We start from the raw sequence: 18,589 nt of genomic DNA, 5'->3' as shown, positions 1-18,589 counted from the left end.
TCGTTCCGATCGCGATGGAAGAAAAGCTGCGCTTCGCCATCCGCGAAGGCGGCCGTACCGTCGGCGCCGGCGTGGTCGCGTCCATCATCGAGTGATCGAAGCAATCGGGCCGTTCGCGACACGCGCGAACGGCTTCGGTGCCGGCGTGGTCGCCTCCGTCATCGAATGATGTCCCGGGGCGGGGTGTGCTGGCCGCATCCCTTTCCGGCGCCGAAGTTTTTTCCGCTTCGACGCCGAACTGTTGAAACCGGGGCGCGCGCCCCTCGACGTGGGCGCGCCGCCGGTTATAGTGCCTCGCGATTCGAGAGGCGGACCACCGGGGCGGTGCCCCGTCCGCCTCTTCTAGGAGTGTAGCTCAACTGGTAGAGCACCGGTCTCCAAAACCGGGGGTTGGGGGTTCGAGCCCCTCCACTCCTGCCACCCTTCCCACCGGGGTGGCAGGCAAGGCGGCAAAGGTTCTTTGACGCGAGGCGGCTTTGCGGGCTATACGCCCGCTTCGTGCATTTTTAGAAGGGTCGTGCCGGGCTGGTGCCGAAAGGCGGCGCGCGGCGGGACCCGCAGGCGGCGCGCCGCGATCAGCCGATAACGGCGCGGGCCGCATCAGAGGCGTTTCGAGACGAGCATGGCGAAGACGAACCCGGTCGAGTTCTTTCAGCAGGTCCGCGCGGAAGCCCGCAAGGTCACCTGGCCGACCCGTCGCGAGACGCTTATCACTACCGCAATGGTGTTCGTCATGGTGGTGCTGGCCTCGCTGTTCTTCCTGGTCGCCGACCAGATTCTGAGCTTCGTCATCGCTCAGATTCTGCAAATCGGCCGTTGAGGAGAGACGCGATGCCGATGCGCTGGTACATCGTCCACGCCTATTCCAATTTTGAGAAGAAGGTCGCTGATTCCATCAAGGAACAGGCCGCGCAGCGCGGCCTCACCGATCTCTTCGAGCAGGTGCTGGTGCCGACCGAGAAGGTCGTCGAAGTGCGCCGCGGCCGCAAGGTCGACGCCGAGCGCAAGTTTTTCCCCGGCTATGTGCTGGTGAAGATGGACCTCACCGACGAGGCCTTCCACCTCATCAAGAACACGCCGAAGGTCACCGGCTTCCTCGGCGCCGACAACAAGCCGATGCCGATCGCCGAGAAGGAAGCCATGCGCATCCTTCAGCAGGTGCAGGAAGGCATCGAGCGGCCCAAGCCCTCGATCACCTTCGAGGTCGGCGAGACGGTCAAGGTGTCGGACGGCCCGTTCGCCTCGTTCAACGGCATCGTCGAGGAAGTCGACGAGGGTCGCTCGCGCCTCAAGGTCGCGGTGTCGATCTTCGGCCGCGCCACGCCGGTCGAACTCGAATTCGGCCAGGTCGAGAAGGTCTGACGCCGCTTTCGCGGACGGTTTCAAGGGCGCAGCTTCGGCGGCGCCCTTTTTCGTTGGCGGCCGCGTAACCGTCAGCGCTGCGCGTTAGCGGGTTAACACCCTCGGCCCAGGCTGGCGTCCTATCCTCCCCGGCAAGCCCGTCGCCGTATCGTGCGGATGGCGGGACAACAGGGGAGGACGCAATGGCGGCCAAGCGAATCCTGATGATCGTCGGCGACTTCGTCGAGGACTACGAGACCATGGTGCCGTTTCAGGCGCTGCTGGCGGTCGGGCACACGGTGCATGCCGTCTGCCCGGACAAGAAGGCCGGCGACAGCGTGGCGACCTCGATCCACGATTTCGAGGGGCACCAGACCTATTCGGAAAAGCGCGGCCACAATTTCGCGCTCAACGCCACCTTCGCCGAGATCGATCCGGCCGGCTACGACGCGCTGGTGGTTCCGGGCGGGCGGGCGCCGGAATATCTGCGGCTCAACGCGCGCACTGTCGAGATCGTCCGGCACTTTTTCGAGGCCGACAAGCCGGTGGCGGCGATCTGCCATGGCGCCCAGCTGCTCGCCGGTGCGCGGGTGCTGGAGGGGCGCACCTGTTCGGCCTATCCGGCCTGCCGCGCCGAGGTGGAACTTGCGGGCGGGACCTATGCCGACATCGCCATCGACGCCGCGGTCACGGACGGCAATCTGGTGAGCGCTCCCGCCTGGCCGGCGCATCCGGCATGGATCGGCCAGTTCCTCGCCGTCCTCGGCACCACCATCTCGCATGGCGAGGTAAACCCGGGCGTGCGCAAGGCTGCGTGAAGCGCCTTCGCACTCCAGCCGAAGAGGATTATGATGCGCGTGGCGGGGCGGGAGGCTCCGCCGCCGAGGGAGGCACGCCATGTGCAAGCTCTTCATCGAGGCTGATTCTGCCCTGTGGCAGACGCGGCTGAAATCGCTTCGCCTGAACGGCTTCTCCACCAGCGTGCGGCTGGAGAATCTCTACTGGCAGGTGCTGGAGGAGATTGCCCAGCGCGATGGCATGAGCCTGCCGCAGCTCCTTGCCCGGCTGCATGAGGAACTGACCTTCGCCCATGGCGGGGTGGAGAATTTCGCCTCCTTCCTGCGTGTGTGCTGCGGGCGCTATCTCGCGCTTCAATTGGAAGGCGAAGTGCCGCGCGACCTGCGCACGCCCATTCGCAGCCTCGACGCCGACGCCATTCTGGCGCGCGAGGCGCATCGCAGCCGTCGCGCCCTGTACTCGGCGGCGTGAGCTTCGCCGGATAATGGCGAGGGAGGGCAGTGGCATGGAGGGACCCGCACGGCACCGTTGCGTTTGATCGCGTCTTCCTGTATGGCATGCGTTGCATCCGAGGGGTTAACGCCCCGAGGGTGCGTTCATTCGCGGGAGGCACGGCCGGTTCGCCAGCCAGCGTTTTAAACGTGCCGCTACCGCGACCCTCCATTTACGCCGCCCGCGATGAAGCCGTCGCGACGGCGTGCTTTGGCGTTTGCGACTGGCAGTCGCGCCGCCGAGGAGTTCGTCATGGCGAAAAAGATCACCGGCTACATCAAGTTGCAGGTGCCTGCCGGCTCGGCCAACCCCGCGCCGCCGATCGGCCCGGCGCTCGGTCAGCGCGGCCTCAACATCATGGAATTCTGCAAGGCGTTCAACGCCCAGACCGGCCAGCTCGAAAAGGGCATGCCGATCCCGGTGGTGATCACGGCCTATCAGGACCGCTCCTTCACCTTCGAGCTGAAGACCCCGCCGGTCTCCTACTTCCTGAAGAAGGCCGCCGGCCTTGAAACCAAGAAGAAGCCCGGCTCCGGCCACAAGACGCCTGGCAAGGGCGGCTTCGTCGGCAAGATCTCGCAGGAGCAGATGCGGGAAATCGCCGACAAGAAGATGAAGGACCTCAACTGCGAATCCGTCGAAGCGGCGGTTCGCATGATCGAGGGCTCCGCCCGTTCCATGGGCCTCGAAGTGGTGGGTTGAGCTGATGGCCAAGATTTCCAAGCGTGTTCGCTCCGTCCGCGAGGGCATCGACCCGGTGAAGCTGTATGGCCTCGATGAGGCCCTGACGCTTCTCAAGGACCGGGCCAACGCCAAGTTCGACGAGACCATCGAAGTGGCGCTCAATCTGGGCGTCGATCCCCGCCACGCGGACCAGATGGTGCGCGGCGTGTGCAACCTGCCGAACGGCTCGGGCCGGACCGTCCGCGTCGCCGTGTTCGCGCGTGGCGCCAAGGCCGACGAAGCCAAGGCGGCGGGTGCCGACATCGTCGGTGCCGAGGATCTGCTGGAGACCATCCAGGGCGGCACGATCGACTTCGATCGCTGCATCGCCACCCCGGACCTGATGCCGCTCGTCGGCCGTCTCGGCAAGGTGCTCGGCCCGCGCGGCCTGATGCCGAACCCGAAGGTCGGCACCGTCACGATGGACGTGAAGGGTGCGGTCGAGGCTGCCAAGGGCGGCGCTGTCGAGTTCCGCGTCGAAAAGGCCGGCATCATCCATGGCGGCATCGGCAAGGCCTCGTTCCCGGTCGACAAGCTGGCCGAGAACATCCGCGCCTTCGTCGACGCGGTGGTGAAGGCCAAGCCGACCGGCGCCAAGGGCACCTACCTTCAGCGCGTCGCTGTCTCCTCGACCATGGGCCCCGGCCTGAAGGTCGAGCCGGCGAGCGTGGTTGCCGGCTGATCGCGTTGTCGCACCTTCCTCACGGGGCCGGTCGCGGTCCCGTGATTGCGACGGTGTGGATTTGTCAAGCCCCTGGTGCTATCAGGGGTGACAAATCCCACGCGACTCACTATATGGGCGGTTTCGTTGCCGACGATGTCGGTGGCGTGCCGACGAAATTTCAGCTTTCGCCCGCGTAAAACCGGGCGGAGAGGCCGGTAGGGTTCGCCCTGCCGGCTTTACGTCCTGTCCGAGACTGCCGGTGCCCCTCGCCGAGGTGGCTTAATCCCGATCGGGGCCAGCATAGACGGGGTACGACCGCAGGAAGGGTTCCGGGCAACCGGGTCCTGGATTTCGGCTCGAACCAGCGCCTTGGCCGGTTTTTCGGTCCCAGGGGACAGGATACCAACCGTCGTCGCTCCGCAAGGAGGGGCGGCAAGGCGCAAACCCGGCGGGGAAGACCATCTTCCTCGCCACCGGAGAGCAAGTGAAGTGGATCGAGCACAAAAAGAAGAGCTCGTCACGACGCTGACCGACGTGTTCCAGAACACTTCGGTTGTCGTAGTGGCCCACTATTCCGGCCTCACCGTCGCCCAGATGTCGGCTCTTCGCCGCCAGATGAAGGCGAATGGTGCGACCGTGAAGGTGGCGAAGAACCGCCTCGCCAAGATCGCTCTCGAAGGTTCGGACGTCGCACATGTCGCGGCCCTGCTGAAGGGTCCGACCATCATCGCTTATTCGAGCGATCCTGTTGCGGCTCCGAAGGTCGCCGTCGACTTTGCCAAGGCGAACGACAAGTTCGTCATCCTGGGCGGAGCGTTCGGCACCACGGCCCTGAATGTGGATGGTGTGAAGGCCTTGGCCACCATGCCGTCCCTTGATGAACTGCGCGCGAAGCTCGTCGGCCTTATCCAGGCCCCGGCGACCAAGATCGCCCAGCTCAGCACCGCGCCGGCGGCTAAGCTCGCCCGCGTGTTTGCGGCCTATGCCAAAGAGAACGAAGCCGCGTGAGGCTTCCCGGTAATACTGGTTCGAACCTAAATCCAAGGACTTAAGTAAAATGGCTGATCTGTCGAAGCTCGTTGACGAGCTGTCCGCCCTGACCGTTCTCGAGGCTGCCGAGCTCGCGAAGCTCCTCGAAGAGAAGTGGGGCGTTTCCGCCGCCGCCGCCGTGGCTGTCGCCTCGGCCCCGGCCGCTGCCGCTGCTCCCGTTGAAGAGCAGACCGAGTTCACCGTTATCCTGGCCTCGGCCGGCGATAAGAAGATCGAGGTCATCAAGGAAGTCCGCGCCATCACCGGCCTGGGCCTCAAGGAAGCCAAGGATCTCGTCGAGGCGGCCCCCAAGGCTGTCAAGGAAGGCGTGACCAAGGACGAAGCCGAGAAGATCAAGGCGCAGATCGAAAAGGCCGGCGCCAAGGTCGAGCTCAAGTGATCATCTGATCATTCGGGGCCGCCGGTTCGCCGGCGGCCTCTGCCTTCGGCGGTGCCGAGGGCGCGACTGAAGGAAGCCCGACGGCTTCCCAGACGATCCGGACAGGGATCGTCTGGCGAGCCGTCGGTTGCGGGATGATCGGAGGGCAGGGCGCCACGGCGCCTCATCCTCGTCGGATTGTTCCGTGATCATAAGCCTCCACGCAAGGCCACCGGCCCTCCCGCCGGTATCGTGGATGGCGCTGACGGATACTCGGACGGAGCGAGGAGCGACATGGCGCAGACGTTCACCGGTCGTAAGCGGGTCCGCAAGTTTTTCGGCAAGATCCAGGAAGTGGCGGAGATGCCGAACCTCATCGAGGTTCAGAAGGCATCCTACGACCAGTTCCTGCAGATCGTTGAGCCGAAGGGCGGTCGCGCAGACGACGGCATTCAGGCGGTTTTCAAGTCGGTATTTCCGATTTCGGACTTTTCGGGCGCAGCGATGCTCGAATTCGTCCGTTACGAGTTTGAACCGCCGAAATACGACGTTGACGAGTGCCGCCAGCGGGGCATGACGTTTGCCGCGCCGCTCAAGGTGACGCTGCGCCTCATCGTGTTCGATGTCGATCCCGATACCGGCTCCAAGTCCGTCAAGGACATCAAGGAGCAGGATGTCTATATGGGCGACATCCCGCTGATGACCATGAACGGCACGTTCATCGTCAACGGCACCGAGCGCGTCATCGTCTCCCAGATGCACCGCTCGCCGGGCGTGTTCTTCGACCACGACAAGGGCAAGACGCACTCCTCGGGCAAGCTGCTGTTCGCCGCCCGCATCATTCCCTATCGCGGTTCCTGGCTCGACATCGAGTTCGACGCCAAGGACATCGTCTATGCGCGCATCGACCGCCGCCGCAAGATTCCGGTGACGAGCCTTCTCTTCGCCCTCGGCCTCGCCGGCGAGGAGATCCTCAACACCTTCTACGAGACCATCACTTTCGCTCGCGCGAAGGATGGCTGGCGCATGCCTTTCGATCCCAAGCGGATGAAGGGCTACAAGGCGGTGTCCGATCTCGTCGACGCCGACACCGGCGAAGTCGTTGTCGAGGCCGGCAAGAAGGTGACGGTCCGCCAGGCCCGCCAGCTCGCCGAGAAGGGCCTCAAGGCGCTCAAGATCTCCGACGAGGAGATGGTCGGCCAGTATGTGGCCGAGGACATGGTCAACCCGACCACGGGCGAGATCTATGTCGAAGCCGGTGAGGAAGTCACCGAGAAGATGCTCAAGCAGCTTGTCGAGCTTGGGTATGAAGAGGTGCCGATCCTCGACATCGACCACATCAATGTGGGCGCCTATATCCGCAACACGCTGACGGTCGACAAGAACGTCACCCGTGAGGACGCGCTGTTCGACATCTACCGCGTGATGCGGCCCGGCGAGCCGCCGACGCTCGATTCCGCGCAGGCGATGTTCCACTCGCTGTTCTTCGACAGCGAGCGCTACGACCTGTCCGCGGTCGGCCGCGTGAAGATGAACATGCGCCTCGACCTCGACGCCGAGGACACGGTGCGCGTGCTGCGCCGCGAGGACATTCTCGCGGTCATCCAGACGCTGGTCCAGTTGCGCGACGGCAAGGGCGAGATCGACGACATCGATCATCTCGGCAATCGCCGCGTCCGCTCGGTCGGCGAGCTGATGGAGAACCAGTACCGCGTCGGCCTGCTGCGCATGGAGCGCGCCATCAAGGAGCGCATGTCGTCCGTCGACATCGACACCGTGATGCCGCAGGACCTGATCAACGCCAAGCCTGTGGCGGCGGCGGTGCGCGAGTTCTTCGGCTCGTCGCAGCTCTCGCAGTTCATGGACCAGACCAACCCGCTGTCCGAGATTACCCACAAGCGCCGCCTCTCGGCGCTTGGCCCGGGCGGCCTGACGCGCGAGCGCGCCGGCTTCGAGGTGCGCGACGTGCACCCGACGCATTACGGCCGCATCTGCCCGATCGAGACGCCGGAAGGCCCGAACATCGGCCTCATCAACTCGCTGGCGACCTTCGCCCGCGTGAACAAGTACGGCTTCATCGAGGCGCCTTATCGCCGCGTGAAGGACAGCCAGGTGCAGGACGAGGTGGTCTATCTCTCCGCCATGGAGGAGGGGAAGTACTACGTCGCGCAGGCCAATATTCCGCTCGACGCAGAAGGCCGCTTCACCGAAGACCTGATCGTCTGCCGTCATGCCGGCGACGTTCTGCTGGTCACGCCGGACCGTGTCGACTTCATGGACGTGTCGCCCAAGCAGCTGGTTTCGGTTGCCGCCGCGCTCATCCCGTTCCTTGAGAACGACGACGCCAACCGCGCGCTGATGGGCTCGAACATGCAGCGCCAGGCGGTGCCGCTGGTGCGTGCCGATGCCCCCTTCGTGGGCACGGGCATGGAATCGATAGTGGCCCGCGATTCGGGTGCCGCCATCGGTGCGCGCCGTACCGGCATCGTCGACCAGGTGGATGCGACCCGTATCGTCATCCGCGCGACGGAAGAGAACGACGCGTCGAAGTCGGGCGTCGATATCTACCGGCTGCAGAAGTTCCAGCGCTCCAACCAGTCGACCTGCATCAACCAGCGTCCGCTGGTGCGCGTGGGCGACCGGGTGCGCAAGGGCGACATCATTGCCGACGGTCCCTCGACCGATCTCGGCGATCTCGCGCTCGGCCGGAACATCCTCGTCGCCTTCATGCCGTGGAATGGCTACAACTTCGAAGATTCGATCCTGCTGTCGGAGAACATCTCCAAGGGCGACATCTTCTCCTCGATCCACATCGAGGAATTCGAGGTGATGGCCCGCGATACCAAGCTGGGTCCGGAGGAAATCACGCGCGACATTCCGAACGTGTCGGAAGAGGCGCTGAAGAACCTGGACGAGGCCGGCATCGTCTATATCGGCGCCGAAGTGCAGGCGGGCGACATCCTCTGCGGCAAGATCACGCCGAAGGGTGAGAGCCCGATGACCCCGGAAGAGAAGCTGCTTCGCGCCATCTTCGGCGAGAAGGCGGCGGATGTGCGCGACACCTCGCTGCGCGTTCCTCCCGGTGTCACCGGCACGGTCGTCGAAGTGCGCGTGTTCAACCGCCACGGTGTGGACAAGGACGAGCGCGCCCAGGCGATCGAGCGCGAGGAAATCGAACGCCTCGCCAAGGACCGTGACGACGAGCAGGCGATCCTCGACCGCAACGTCTTCGGCCGTCTGGCCGAGATGCTGGACGGCAAGGTCGGCGTGGCCGGGCCCAAGGGCTTCAAGAAGGACACCCCGCTCACCCGTTCGGTGCTGACCGAGTACCCGCGCAGCCAGTGGTGGCAGTTCGCCATCGCCGACGACCACGCGATGAGCGAGCTGGAGGCGATCCGCAACCAGTACGACGAGTCGAAGAAGCGCCTTGAGCAGCGCTTCCTCGACAAGGTCGAGAAGCTCCAGCGCGGCGACGAACTGCCGCCCGGCGTGATGAAGATGGTCAAGGTCTTCATCGCGGTGAAGCGCAAGATCCAGCCGGGCGACAAGATGGCCGGCCGGCACGGCAACAAGGGCGTGGTCTCGCGCATCGTTCCGGTCGAGGACATGCCGTTCCTGGAGGACGGCACCCCGGTCGACATGGTGCTCAACCCGCTCGGCGTGCCCTCGCGCATGAATGTCGGGCAGATTCTCGAAACGCATCTGGGTTGGGCCTGCGCCGGTCTCGGCCGGGTTATCGACCGTGCGATCGAGGGCTACCGGCAGACGCAGGACATCGGCCCGCTCAAGGACGCGTTCGGCAAGATCTACGGCAAGGACGAGACCATCGACTCGCTCGACGAGGACGGTCTGGTCGAGCTGGGGTCGAACCTGCGTCGCGGCGTGCCGATTGCCACGCCGGTGTTCGATGGCGCCCATGAGGCGGATATCGAGCACATGCTGGAGCTGGCGGGTCTCGACAAGTCGGCGCAGTCGACGCTGTTCGACGGCCGGACCGGCGAGCAGTTCGACCGTAAGGTGACGGTCGGCTACATCTACATGCTGAAGCTGCATCACCTTGTCGACGACAAGATCCATGCACGCTCGATCGGCCCGTACTCGCTCGTCACCCAGCAGCCGCTGGGCGGCAAGGCGCAGTTCGGCGGTCAGCGCTTCGGCGAGATGGAGGTGTGGGCACTGGAGGCCTATGGCGCCGCCTACACGCTGCAGGAGATGCTCACCGTCAAGTCGGACGACGTCGCGGGCCGCACCAAGGTCTACGAGGCGATCGTGCGTGGCGACGACACCTTCGAGGCGGGCATCCCCGAGAGCTTCAACGTTCTCGTGAAGGAGATGCGTTCGCTCGGCCTCAACGTCGAGCTGATGAACTCCAAGACCCTCTCCGCGGTTGCGACGCCGGGCGAGAGCCTGCCAGCGGGCGAATGACCGACTGAAACAAGGGGGCGGACGCGCAGGCGTGTCCGCCCTTTCGATCGCTCGACAGACGAGACTTTTCCGTGACCCCAACCAGCCGCGGCGGCGGAGGCGGGGTCCAGCCGAAGGAGACGGCGATGAATCAAGAGGTCATGAATCTCTTCAACCCGGCGGCGCCGGCGCCGACTTTCGATCAGATCAAAATCTCGATCGCGAGTCCGGAGAAGATCCTGTCGTGGTCCTTCGGTGAGATCAAGAAGCCGGAGACGATCAACTACCGTACGTTCAAGCCCGAGCGCGACGGCTTGTTCTGCGCGCGCATCTTCGGTCCCATCAAGGACTATGAGTGCCTGTGCGGCAAGTACAAGCGCATGAAGTACAAGGGCATCATCTGCGAGAAGTGCGGCGTGGAAGTCACGCTGTCGCGCGTGCGCCGCGAGCGCATGGGCCATATCGAGCTCGCCGCCCCGGTTGCCCACATCTGGTTCCTGAAGTCGCTGCCGAGCCGCATCGGCCTGCTGCTCGACATGACGCTCAAGGACCTCGAGCGCATCCTGTACTTCGAGTATTACTGCGTCATCGAGCCGGGCCTCACCCCGCTGAAGGAGCGTCAGCTCCTCTCGGAAGAGGACTATCTGCGCGCTCAGGAAGAATATGGCGATGACTCGTTCACCGCCCTGATCGGCGCCGAGGCGATCCGCGAGATTCTGCGCGGCATGGACCTCGAGAGGATCGCTGGCAACCTGCGCAAGGAGATCGCCGAGGCGACCACCGAGCTGAAGCCGAAGAAGCTCGCCAAGCGCCTGAAGATCGTCGAGGCCTTCCAGGAGTCCGGCAACAAGCCGGAATGGATGATCCTGACGCATGTGCCGGTCATCCCGCCGGACCTGCGCCCGCTTGTCCCGCTGGACGGCGGCCGCTTCGCGACGTCCGACCTGAACGACCTCTACCGCCGCGTCATCAACCGTAACAACCGCCTCAAGCGGCTGATCGAGCTGAAGGCGCCGGACATCATCATCCGCAACGAGAAGCGCATGCTTCAGGAAGCGGTCGATGCGCTGTTTGACAATGGCCGTCGCGGCCGCGTCATCACGGGTGCCAACAAGCGTCCGCTGAAGTCGCTCGCCGACATGCTGAAGGGCAAGCAGGGCCGGTTCCGCCAGAACCTGCTCGGCAAGCGCGTCGACTATTCCGGTCGTTCGGTGATCGTTGTCGGTCCCGAACTGAAGCTGCACCAGTGCGGCCTGCCGAAGAAGATGGCGCTGGAGCTGTTCAAGCCCTTCATCTATTCGCGCCTCGACGCCAAGGGCCTTTCCGCCACCGTTAAGCAGGCGAAGAAGCTGGTCGAGAAGGAGCGTCCCGAGGTGTGGGATATCCTCGACGAGGTCATTCGCGAGCATCCGGTGATGCTGAACCGCGCCCCGACGCTGCATCGCCTGGGCATCCAGGCGTTCGAGCCGGTGCTGATCGAAGGCAAGGCGATCCAGCTTCACCCGCTGGTCTGCTCGGCCTTCAACGCGGACTTCGACGGCGACCAGATGGCGGTGCACGTGCCCCTGTCCATCGAGGCGCAGCTCGAAGCGCGCGTGCTGATGATGTCGACCAACAACATCCTGCACCCGGCCAACGGCGCCCCGATCATCGTGCCCTCGCAGGACATCGTGCTCGGTCTCTATTATCTCACCATGATGAAGGAGAACGAGCCGGGCCAGGGCATGGCGTTCTCCGACATGGGCGAGATCGACCACGCGCTGGCGGTCAAGGCCATCACCCTGCACACCAAGGTGCGCGGGCGCTATATCGGCGTGGACGAAGAGGGCAAGTCGGTCTCGAAGATCCACGAGACCACGCCCGGCCGCATGAAGCTCGGCGAATTGCTGCCGAAGAACGCCAAGACCCCCTTCGACGTCGTCAACAAGCTGATGACCAAGAAGGAAATCTCGAACATGATCGACACCGTCTACCGCCACTGCGGTCAGAAGGAGACGGTCATCTTCTGCGATCGCATCATGACGCTCGGCTTCTCCAACGCCTTCCGCGCCGGTATTTCGTTCGGCAAGGACGACATGGTGGTGCCCTCCAAGAAGTGGGACATGGTCGAAGAGACCCGTGCGCTCACCAAGGAGTACGAGCAGCAGTACAATGACGGCCTGATCACCCAGGGCGAAAAGTACAACAAGGTCGTCGATGCGTGGGGCAAGTGCTCCGCCCGCCTCGCCGACGAGATGATGGCTGAGATTTCGGCGGTGAAGAAGGACCCGGTCACGGGTCGCGAAAAGCAGATCAACTCGATCTACATGATGGCGCATTCCGGCGCGCGTGGTTCGCGCGAGCAGATGCGCCAGCTCGCCGCCATGCGCGGCCTGATGGCCAAGCCGTCGGGCGAGATCATCGAGACGCCGATCATCTCGAACTTCAAGGAAGGCCTCTCCGTGCTCGAGTACTTCAACTCGACCCACGGTGCCCGTAAGGGCCTGGCCGATACCGCGCTGAAGACCGCCAACTCGGGCTACCTGACCCGTCGTCTCGTCGACGTGGCCCAGGACAGCATCATCACCTTGCGCGACTGCGGCACCACGAACGGTATCGCCATGCGCGCCATCATCGACGCGGGCAACATCGTTGCCACGCTCGGCTCGCGCGTTCTCGGCCGTACCGCGGCCGAAGACGTGATCGAGGGGGCGACCGGCAATGTGATCGTGCCGGCCGGCCATATGATGGACGAGGCCGATGTCGATCGTATCGGCAAGGCGGGCGTGCAGGAGATCAAGATCCGGTCCGTGCTGACCTGCGAGGCCAAGAACGGCGTCTGCGGCACCTGCTACGGCCGCGATCTGGCACGTGGCACGCCGGTGAACATGGGCGAGGCGGTCGGCGTCATCGCGGCGCAGTCGATTGGCGAGCCGGGCACCCAGCTCACCATGCGCACCTTCCACATCGGCGGCGCGGCGCAGCTCTCCGAGCAGTCCTTCATCGAGGCCTCTTTCGAGGGCACGGTGAAGATCCGCAACCGCAACGTGGTGCGGAACTCGGAAGGCGAGCTGATCGCGATGAGCCGCAACCTTTCCGTCCTGATCATTGATCATGACGGCTCGGAAAAGGCGGCGCACCGCATCCAGTTCGGCGCCAAGCTGAAGGTGGATGACGGCGACGCCATCAAGCGCGGCCAGCGCATCGCCGAGTGGGACCCCTATACCCGCCCGATCCTCACCGAGGTCGAGGGTATCGTCGGGTACGAGGATCTGGTCGAAGGCGCCTCGCTCAGCGAAACGGTCGACGAGTCGACCGGCATCGCCAAGCGCGTCGTCACCGACTGGCGCACCGGCCGTGGCTCGGAACTGCGTCCCTCGCTGGTGGTGAAGGGTGCGGACGGCAAGGTGCTGAAGCTGCAGCGCGGCGGCGATGCCCGCTACACGCTGCCGGTTGAAGCCATCCTGTCGGCCGATCCCGGCTCCACCATCAAGGCGGGTGACGTTCTGGCCCGCGTGCCGATGGAATCCGCCAAGACCCGCGACATCACGGGCGGCCTGCCGCGCGTGGCCGAGCTGTTCGAGGCGCGTCGTCCGAAGGATGCGGCGATCATCGCCGAAATCTCCGGCACGATCCGCTTCGGCAAGGACTACAAGAACAAGCGCCGCGTGAGCATCGAGCCGCAGGATTCGACCGACGATACGGCCGAGTACCTGATCCCGAAGGGCAAGCACATCCATCTGCAGGATGGCGACCTCGTCGAAAAGGGCGACTTCATCGTCGACGGCAACCCGGCGCCGCACGACATCCTGGCCATCAAGGGCGTCGAGGAACTCGCCGCCTATCTCGTCAACGAGATCCAGGAGGTCTACCGGCTGCAGGGCGTGCTTATCAACGACAAGCACATCGAGGTGATCGTTCGCCAGATGCTGCAGAAGGTCGAGATCGACGACGCCGGCGAGAGCGACCTGCTCACCAACGAGCAGATCGACGCGTCGGAGTTGAACGAGATCAACGAGGTGCTGATCGCCGAGGGCAAGAAGCCTGCGCACGGTCATCCCGTGCTGCTCGGCATCACCAAGGCGAGCCTGCAGACGCGCTCCTTCATCTCGGCCGCCTCCTTCCAGGAGACGACCCGGGTGCTCACCGAGGCTGCGGTCAACGGCAAGTCCGATGATCTCGCCGGCCTCAAGGAGAACGTCATCGTCGGCCGCCTCATCCCGGCGGGTACCGGCGCGCAGATGGCCAAGCTCCGCGTGACCGCGACCTCGCGCGACGAACTCATCGCCGCGCAGAACGAACAGGACGGCGTCGCCTCCAACGCGCCGCGCCTCGAAGGACCCGCCGCCGCCGAGTGATCGGCGCCGTGGTTTCCTGAAACGACGAAGGGCCGCTCCCCACGGGGCGGCCCTTTTGCTTTGGGACGGCAACCTGGCCTGTTCAGGCGACGGCGAGGCGCACGTCGAGATTGCCCTTGGTGGCATGCGAATAGGGGCAGACGATGTGGGCGCGGGCGACAAGGTCTTCCGCCACGGCACGCTCGATGCCCGGCAGGGCGATCGTCAGCGCAACGTCGAGACCGAACCCCTTGCCGTCAGCGCGCGGCCCGATGCCGACATCGGCGGTGACTTTGGCGTCGTCCGGGATCTTCGTCTTCTGCTGGCCGGCGGCGAATTTGATGGCGCCGAGGAAGCAGGCGGCATAGCCGGCGGCGAAGAGCTGTTCCGGGTTGTTGCCGGTGCCACCCGGACCGCCGAGCTCCTTGGGGGTCACCAGTTCGACCTTGAGGGTGCCGTCGGCTGTCGCCGCCGAGCCGGTGCGCCCGCCTGTGGCGGACGCCTGTGTCTTGTAGAGGATGTTCATGATGGGACTCTCTTGCAGGGCGGCGCGTGCCGCCGGTGAAACACGCAAATGTATATCGTGCGCGATATAAAAGCTGGATAGCGCTTCGGTTGACATATGTCGAGAAAAAATACGGCGATAAAGTTTATCGCCATTTAGTTCATCGCGAATCCCGCGCTCCGCCCGATGGATGGCGCGGCCCGCGCCGGGCGCGACGGCACGAGCCCGCGTGGGGGAGGGGCCGGCGCGGTCGATCTGACGGTCCGCCGGCCTCGATTCGCGAATGCCTCACGATTCGCGACACCTTTGCGACGAAGCCGGCCTCAAGCGGCGATTCTCTGCTCTGTGCGGGCGTCGACGGCCAGGCGGCCGGAGCGGAGATTCGTTGCGTCGAGGCAGGGCGCGACGAAATCTAATGGCTGCAAAGCCTCGCACGGCCCCGTGAGCCGCCATTATTGAGGTTAAGGGTTGACGTCGGACGAGTCGGCGGGTAGAAGGCGCCTACTTTCACGGCAGGCGGTTGAAGTTACCGCGTTCGGACACCCTGTCTGGACACAGAACCTCAAGACGCTGCCGGGACGCTAGCACGACCAAATCCGGCGCATGATCGCGCATCTGGTGGCCTTTGGGTCATCGCGTGATCCTCTGAACGTATAGCGCCCTCGGCCAGGTTCTGGCCGGCGGCGCTTCTTTCGTTCGCAGGCTCGCCGGTGTGCTTATGGTTCCGATTTGCCGAGAGACGAGAATGCGGTTGCGGCCGCGGAAATTGGGTTAGCGCGAGGGCATTCCTGTCCGTAGCGCAGCGAGACGAAGGCGAGACACGTGCCGACGATCAACCAGCTGATCCGCAAGCCGCGGGAAGCCCAGAAGGCCCGGAACAAGGTTCCGGCGCTGCAGGCTAGCCCGCAGAAGCGTGGTGTTTGCACCCGCGTCTACACGACGACCCCGAAGAAGCCGAACTCGGCGCTTCGTAAGGTCGCCAAGGTTCGTTTGACCAATGGCTATGAAGTCATCGGTTACATCCCCGGCGAGGGGCACAACCTGCAGGAACACTCCGTGGTGATGATCCGCGGCGGCCGCGTCAAGGATCTTCCTGGCGTGCGCTATCACATCCTGCGCGGCGTGCTCGATACGCAGGGCGTCAAGAATCGTAAGCAGCGCCGTTCCAAGTACGGCGCCAAGCGGCCGAAGTGAGGATTGAGCGATGTCCCGTCGTCATCGTGCAGAGCGCCGCGAAGTTACCCCGGATCCCAAGTTCGGGAGCGAGGTGCTGAGCCGCTTCATGAACGCCGTCATGTATGACGGCAAGAAGTCGGTTGCCGAGCAGATCGTTTATGGCGCCCTCGACCTGGTCGAGAACCGCGCCAAGTCCGAGCCGCTGGGTGTGTTCACCCAGGCGCTCGACAATGTCAGCCCGGCCCTTGAGGTGCGTTCCCGCCGTGTCGGCGGCGCCACCTACCAGGTGCCCGTCGAAGTGCGTCCCGAGCGCCGTCAGGCTCTCGCGATCCGCTGGCTGATCATTGCGGCACGTGCCCGCAACGAGAAGACCATGGTCGAGCGTCTGTCGGGCGAATTGCTCGACGCCTCGAACAACCGCGGCACCGCCGTGAAGAAACGTGAAGACACGCACCGCATGGCGGAGGCTAACCGCGCCTTCTCTCACTACCGCTGGTGATGACGAGAGCCGGGACGAGGATCTGATATGTCGCGCATTAATGCTATCGAAGACTACCGTAACTTCGGCATCATGGCCCACATTGATGCCGGCAAGACAACCACGACTGAACGGATCCTCTATTACACCGGCAAGAGCCACAAGATCGGCGAAGTCCATGATGGCGCTGCCACCATGGACTGGATGACCCAGGAGCAGGAGCGCGGCATTACGATCACGTCGGCCGCGACGACCGCTTTCTGGCACGGCAAGCGCCTGAACATCATCGACACCCCCGGCCACGTCGACTTCACCATCGAAGTCGAGCGTTCGCTGCGTGTGCTCGATGGCGCCGTCTGCGTTCTCGACGGCAACCAGGGCGTCGAGCCCCAGACCGAGACCGTCTGGCGCCAGGCCGACAAGTACAATGTTCCGCGCATCGTGTTCGTCAACAAGATGGACAAGACCGGCGCCGACTTCTTCCGCTGCGTTGAGATGATCATCGACCGCGTGGACGGCAAGCCTGTGTGCTGCCAGCTGCCCATCGGTTCCGAGATCAACTTCAAGGGCATCATTGACCTCATCCGCATGAAGGCGGTCGTGTGGGACAATGAGGAGCTCGGTGCGAAGTATCGCGACGAAGAGATCCCGGCCGAGTTGCTCGACCAGGCGATCGAGTATCGCGGCAAGCTGCTCGAAGCGGCTGTCGAGCTCGACGACGACGTGCTCTCCGCCTATCTCGACGGTGTCGAGCCCGACGAAGCCACCCTCAAGGGTCTGATCCGCAAGGCTGTCATTGGCCGCGTGTTCAACCCGGTGTTCTGTGGGTCGGCCTTCAAGAACAAGGGCGTCCAGCCCCTGCTCGACGCGGTTTGCGACTTCCTGCCGAGCCCGATCGATCGTGGCGCCATCAAGGGTATCGACTTCGACACCGAAGAAGAGACCGTGCGGCAGCCGAACGACGCGGACCCGACTTCGGTCCTCGCGTTCAAGATCATGGACGACCCCTTCGTCGGTACCATCACCTTCTGCCGCGTCTATTCCGGCAAGTTGGAAACCGGCATGGGTCTCCTGAACTCGACCCGCGACAAGAAGGAGCGCGTCGGTCGCATGCTTCTCATGCATGCGAACAACCGCGAAGACATCAAGGAGGCCTATGCCGGCGACATCGTCGCTCTGGCGGGCCTCAAGGAAGTGCGCACCGGCGATACGCTGTGCGACCCGGCCAAGCCGGTGATCCTTGAGAAGATGGAATTCCCCGAGCCGGTCATCGAGATCGCGATCGAGCCGAAGTCCAAGGCCGACCAGGAGAAGCTGGGCCTCGCTCTGGCGAAGCTCGCGGCGGAGGATCCGTCCTTCCGCGTGTCGACCGATTTCGAGAGCGGCCAGACCATCCTCAAGGGCATGGGCGAACTGCACCTCGACATCAAGGTCGACATCCTGAAGCGCACCTACAAGGTGGATGCCAATATCGGCGCTCCCCAGGTCGCCTATCGCGAGACGATCACGAAGAAGACCGAAATCGACTACACCCACAAGAAGCAGACCGGCGGTACTGGCCAGTTTGCCCGGGTGAAGTTCGTTGTCGAGCCGAACGAAGTCGGCAAGGGCTTCGCGTTCGAGAGCAAGGTCATCGGCGGCGCGGTGCCGAAGGAGTACATCCCCGGCGTCAACAAGGGTCTGGAAAGCGTGCTCGGTTCGGGCGTGCTGGCCGGCTTCCCGGTCGTCGACGTCAAGGTCGAGCTCATCGACGGCGCCTATCACGAAGTCGACTCGTCGGCCCTCGCCTTCGAAATCGCGTCCCGTGCGGCGTTCCGCGAGGCCCTTCAGAAGGGCGGCGCGGTGCTGCTTGAGCCGATCATGAAGGTCGAGGTCGTGACCCCGGAAGACTACACCGGCTCGGTCATCGGCGATCTCAACTCTCGTCGCGGCCAGATCCAGGGCCAGGACATGCGTGGCAATGCGAACGTCGTGAATGCGATGGTGCCGCTGGCCAACATGTTCGGCTACGTCAATACGCTCCGGTCCTTCTCGCAGGGCCGCGCTACCTTCACCATGCAGTTCGACCACTACGAGCAGGTGCCGTCGAACGTCGCTCAGGAGGTTCAGGCCAAGTACGCATGATGCGTCCAGCCTGAATTTCTGAAGCGATTTCGTATCCACATAGATAAGACCGACGGAGAGCCCCGTGGCCAAAGAGAAGTTCAACCGTTCGAAGCCTCACTGCAACATCGGGACGATTGGCCATGTTGACCATGGCAAGACGTCTCTGACGGCTGCGATC

16 protein-coding genes and 1 tRNA gene are annotated in these 18,589 nt (G+C 64.1%); 16 read left to right on the top strand and 1 reads right to left on the bottom strand.

The window, feature by feature from the left end:
* The 12 genes from EV667_RS22440 to rpoC all read left to right on the top strand — a co-directional run.
* Positions 1–95 (top strand): EF-Tu C-terminal domain-related protein (locus EV667_RS22440; RefSeq protein WP_131837545.1); only part of this gene is annotated, 95 nt, incomplete at its 5' end.
* A gap of 249 nt (positions 96–344) precedes the next feature.
* A tRNA-Trp gene (locus EV667_RS22435) sits at positions 345–420 on the top strand.
* 202 nt (positions 421–622) lie between these two features.
* Positions 623–820, top strand: coding sequence for a preprotein translocase subunit SecE (gene secE / locus EV667_RS22430; protein WP_131837544.1), 198 nt, complete (start codon positions 623–625; stop codon positions 818–820).
* 11 nt (positions 821–831) lie between these two features.
* Complete coding sequence (gene nusG / locus EV667_RS22425; RefSeq protein WP_018390588.1) at positions 832–1,362, top strand: transcription termination/antitermination protein NusG; 531 nt, start codon at positions 832–834, stop codon at positions 1,360–1,362.
* A 182-nt stretch (positions 1,363–1,544) separates the two neighbouring features.
* The gene (locus EV667_RS22420; RefSeq protein ID WP_131837543.1) at positions 1,545–2,159 is read left to right on the top strand and encodes a DJ-1/PfpI family protein; all 615 of its coding nucleotides are present in this window, start codon (positions 1,545–1,547) and stop codon (positions 2,157–2,159) included.
* A gap of 79 nt (positions 2,160–2,238) precedes the next feature.
* Positions 2,239–2,610 (top strand): ribbon-helix-helix domain-containing protein, encoded by a 372-nt coding sequence (locus EV667_RS22415; protein WP_131837542.1) that lies wholly within the window; start codon positions 2,239–2,241, stop codon positions 2,608–2,610.
* A 273-nt stretch (positions 2,611–2,883) separates the two neighbouring features.
* Complete coding sequence (gene rplK, locus EV667_RS22410; protein WP_131837541.1) at positions 2,884–3,333, top strand: 50S ribosomal protein L11; 450 nt, start codon at positions 2,884–2,886, stop codon at positions 3,331–3,333.
* A 4-nt stretch (positions 3,334–3,337) separates the two neighbouring features.
* A complete protein-coding gene (gene rplA, locus EV667_RS22405) occupies positions 3,338–4,036 on the top strand; it encodes a 50S ribosomal protein L1 (RefSeq protein WP_131837540.1) in 699 nt (232 codons plus the stop codon).
* Positions 4,037–4,507: 471 nt separating this feature from the next.
* The gene (rplJ, locus tag EV667_RS22400) at positions 4,508–5,026 is read left to right on the top strand and encodes a 50S ribosomal protein L10 (RefSeq protein ID WP_131837539.1); all 519 of its coding nucleotides are present in this window, start codon (positions 4,508–4,510) and stop codon (positions 5,024–5,026) included.
* A 49-nt stretch (positions 5,027–5,075) separates the two neighbouring features.
* Entirely contained in the window at positions 5,076–5,447 is a 372-nt protein-coding gene (gene rplL / locus EV667_RS22395) for a 50S ribosomal protein L7/L12 (protein WP_131837538.1), read from the top strand.
* Positions 5,448–5,720: 273 nt separating this feature from the next.
* Entirely contained in the window at positions 5,721–9,851 is a 4,131-nt protein-coding gene (gene rpoB, locus EV667_RS22390) for a DNA-directed RNA polymerase subunit beta (RefSeq protein WP_131837537.1), read from the top strand.
* Between the two features lie 125 nt (positions 9,852–9,976).
* Positions 9,977–14,167: a DNA-directed RNA polymerase subunit beta' gene (gene rpoC, locus EV667_RS22385; RefSeq protein WP_131837536.1), complete on the top strand. Its 4,191-nt coding sequence runs from the start codon at positions 9,977–9,979 to the stop codon at positions 14,165–14,167.
* Positions 14,168–14,249: 82 nt separating this feature from the next.
* Here the strand turns inward: rpoC and EV667_RS22380 are convergent, their stop codons facing one another.
* Complete coding sequence (locus tag EV667_RS22380) at positions 14,250–14,672, bottom strand: organic hydroperoxide resistance protein (protein WP_131837535.1); 423 nt, start codon at positions 14,670–14,672, stop codon at positions 14,250–14,252.
* A gap of 801 nt (positions 14,673–15,473) precedes the next feature.
* On the opposite strand from EV667_RS22380, the gene rpsL reads away from it, so the two are divergent.
* From rpsL to EV667_RS22360, 4 genes are all read left to right on the top strand, one after another.
* Positions 15,474–15,845 carry a 30S ribosomal protein S12 gene (rpsL, locus tag EV667_RS22375; RefSeq protein WP_018390597.1) on the top strand — a complete coding sequence of 124 codons (372 nt, stop codon included), beginning with the start codon at positions 15,474–15,476 and terminating at the stop codon, positions 15,843–15,845.
* Positions 15,846–15,855: 10 nt separating this feature from the next.
* The gene (rpsG, locus tag EV667_RS22370) at positions 15,856–16,326 is read left to right on the top strand and encodes a 30S ribosomal protein S7 (RefSeq protein ID WP_131837534.1); all 471 of its coding nucleotides are present in this window, start codon (positions 15,856–15,858) and stop codon (positions 16,324–16,326) included.
* 27 nt (positions 16,327–16,353) lie between these two features.
* Positions 16,354–18,429, top strand: coding sequence for an elongation factor G (gene fusA, locus EV667_RS22365; protein WP_131837533.1), 2,076 nt, complete (start codon positions 16,354–16,356; stop codon positions 18,427–18,429).
* A 64-nt stretch (positions 18,430–18,493) separates the two neighbouring features.
* Positions 18,494–18,589, top strand: a 96-nt coding sequence (locus EV667_RS22360; protein WP_244518008.1) for a GTP-binding protein, incomplete at its 3' end; no start/stop codon positions are given.

This window comes from Ancylobacter aquaticus, from assembly GCF_004339465.1.
Lineage (GTDB): Bacteria > Pseudomonadota > Alphaproteobacteria > Rhizobiales > Xanthobacteraceae > Ancylobacter > Ancylobacter aquaticus.
Note: the sequence above shows the minus strand (reverse complement) of the source record. Positions and strands in the feature narration are given on the sequence as shown.

Bases quoted from the DNA above. Each gene is read 5' to 3' on its own strand.
- secE (WP_131837544.1), top strand. From the start codon at position 623: ATGGCGAAGACGAACCCGGTCGAGTTCTTTCAGCAGGTCCGCGCGGAA.
- nusG (WP_018390588.1), top strand. From the start codon at position 832: ATGCCGATGCGCTGGTACATCGTCCACGCCTATTCCAATTTTGAGAAG.
- EV667_RS22420 (WP_131837543.1), top strand. From the start codon at position 1,545: ATGGCGGCCAAGCGAATCCTGATGATCGTCGGCGACTTCGTCGAGGAC.
- EV667_RS22415 (WP_131837542.1), top strand. From the start codon at position 2,239: ATGTGCAAGCTCTTCATCGAGGCTGATTCTGCCCTGTGGCAGACGCGG.
- rplK (WP_131837541.1), top strand. From the start codon at position 2,884: ATGGCGAAAAAGATCACCGGCTACATCAAGTTGCAGGTGCCTGCCGGC.
- rplA (WP_131837540.1), top strand. From the start codon at position 3,338: ATGGCCAAGATTTCCAAGCGTGTTCGCTCCGTCCGCGAGGGCATCGAC.
- rplL (WP_131837538.1), top strand. From the start codon at position 5,076: ATGGCTGATCTGTCGAAGCTCGTTGACGAGCTGTCCGCCCTGACCGTT.
- rpoB (WP_131837537.1), top strand. From the start codon at position 5,721: ATGGCGCAGACGTTCACCGGTCGTAAGCGGGTCCGCAAGTTTTTCGGC.
- rpoC (WP_131837536.1), top strand. From the start codon at position 9,977: ATGAATCAAGAGGTCATGAATCTCTTCAACCCGGCGGCGCCGGCGCCG.
- EV667_RS22380 (WP_131837535.1), bottom strand. From the start codon at position 14,672: ATGAACATCCTCTACAAGACACAGGCGTCCGCCACAGGCGGGCGCACC.
- rpsG (WP_131837534.1), top strand. From the start codon at position 15,856: ATGTCCCGTCGTCATCGTGCAGAGCGCCGCGAAGTTACCCCGGATCCC.
- fusA (WP_131837533.1), top strand. From the start codon at position 16,354: ATGTCGCGCATTAATGCTATCGAAGACTACCGTAACTTCGGCATCATG.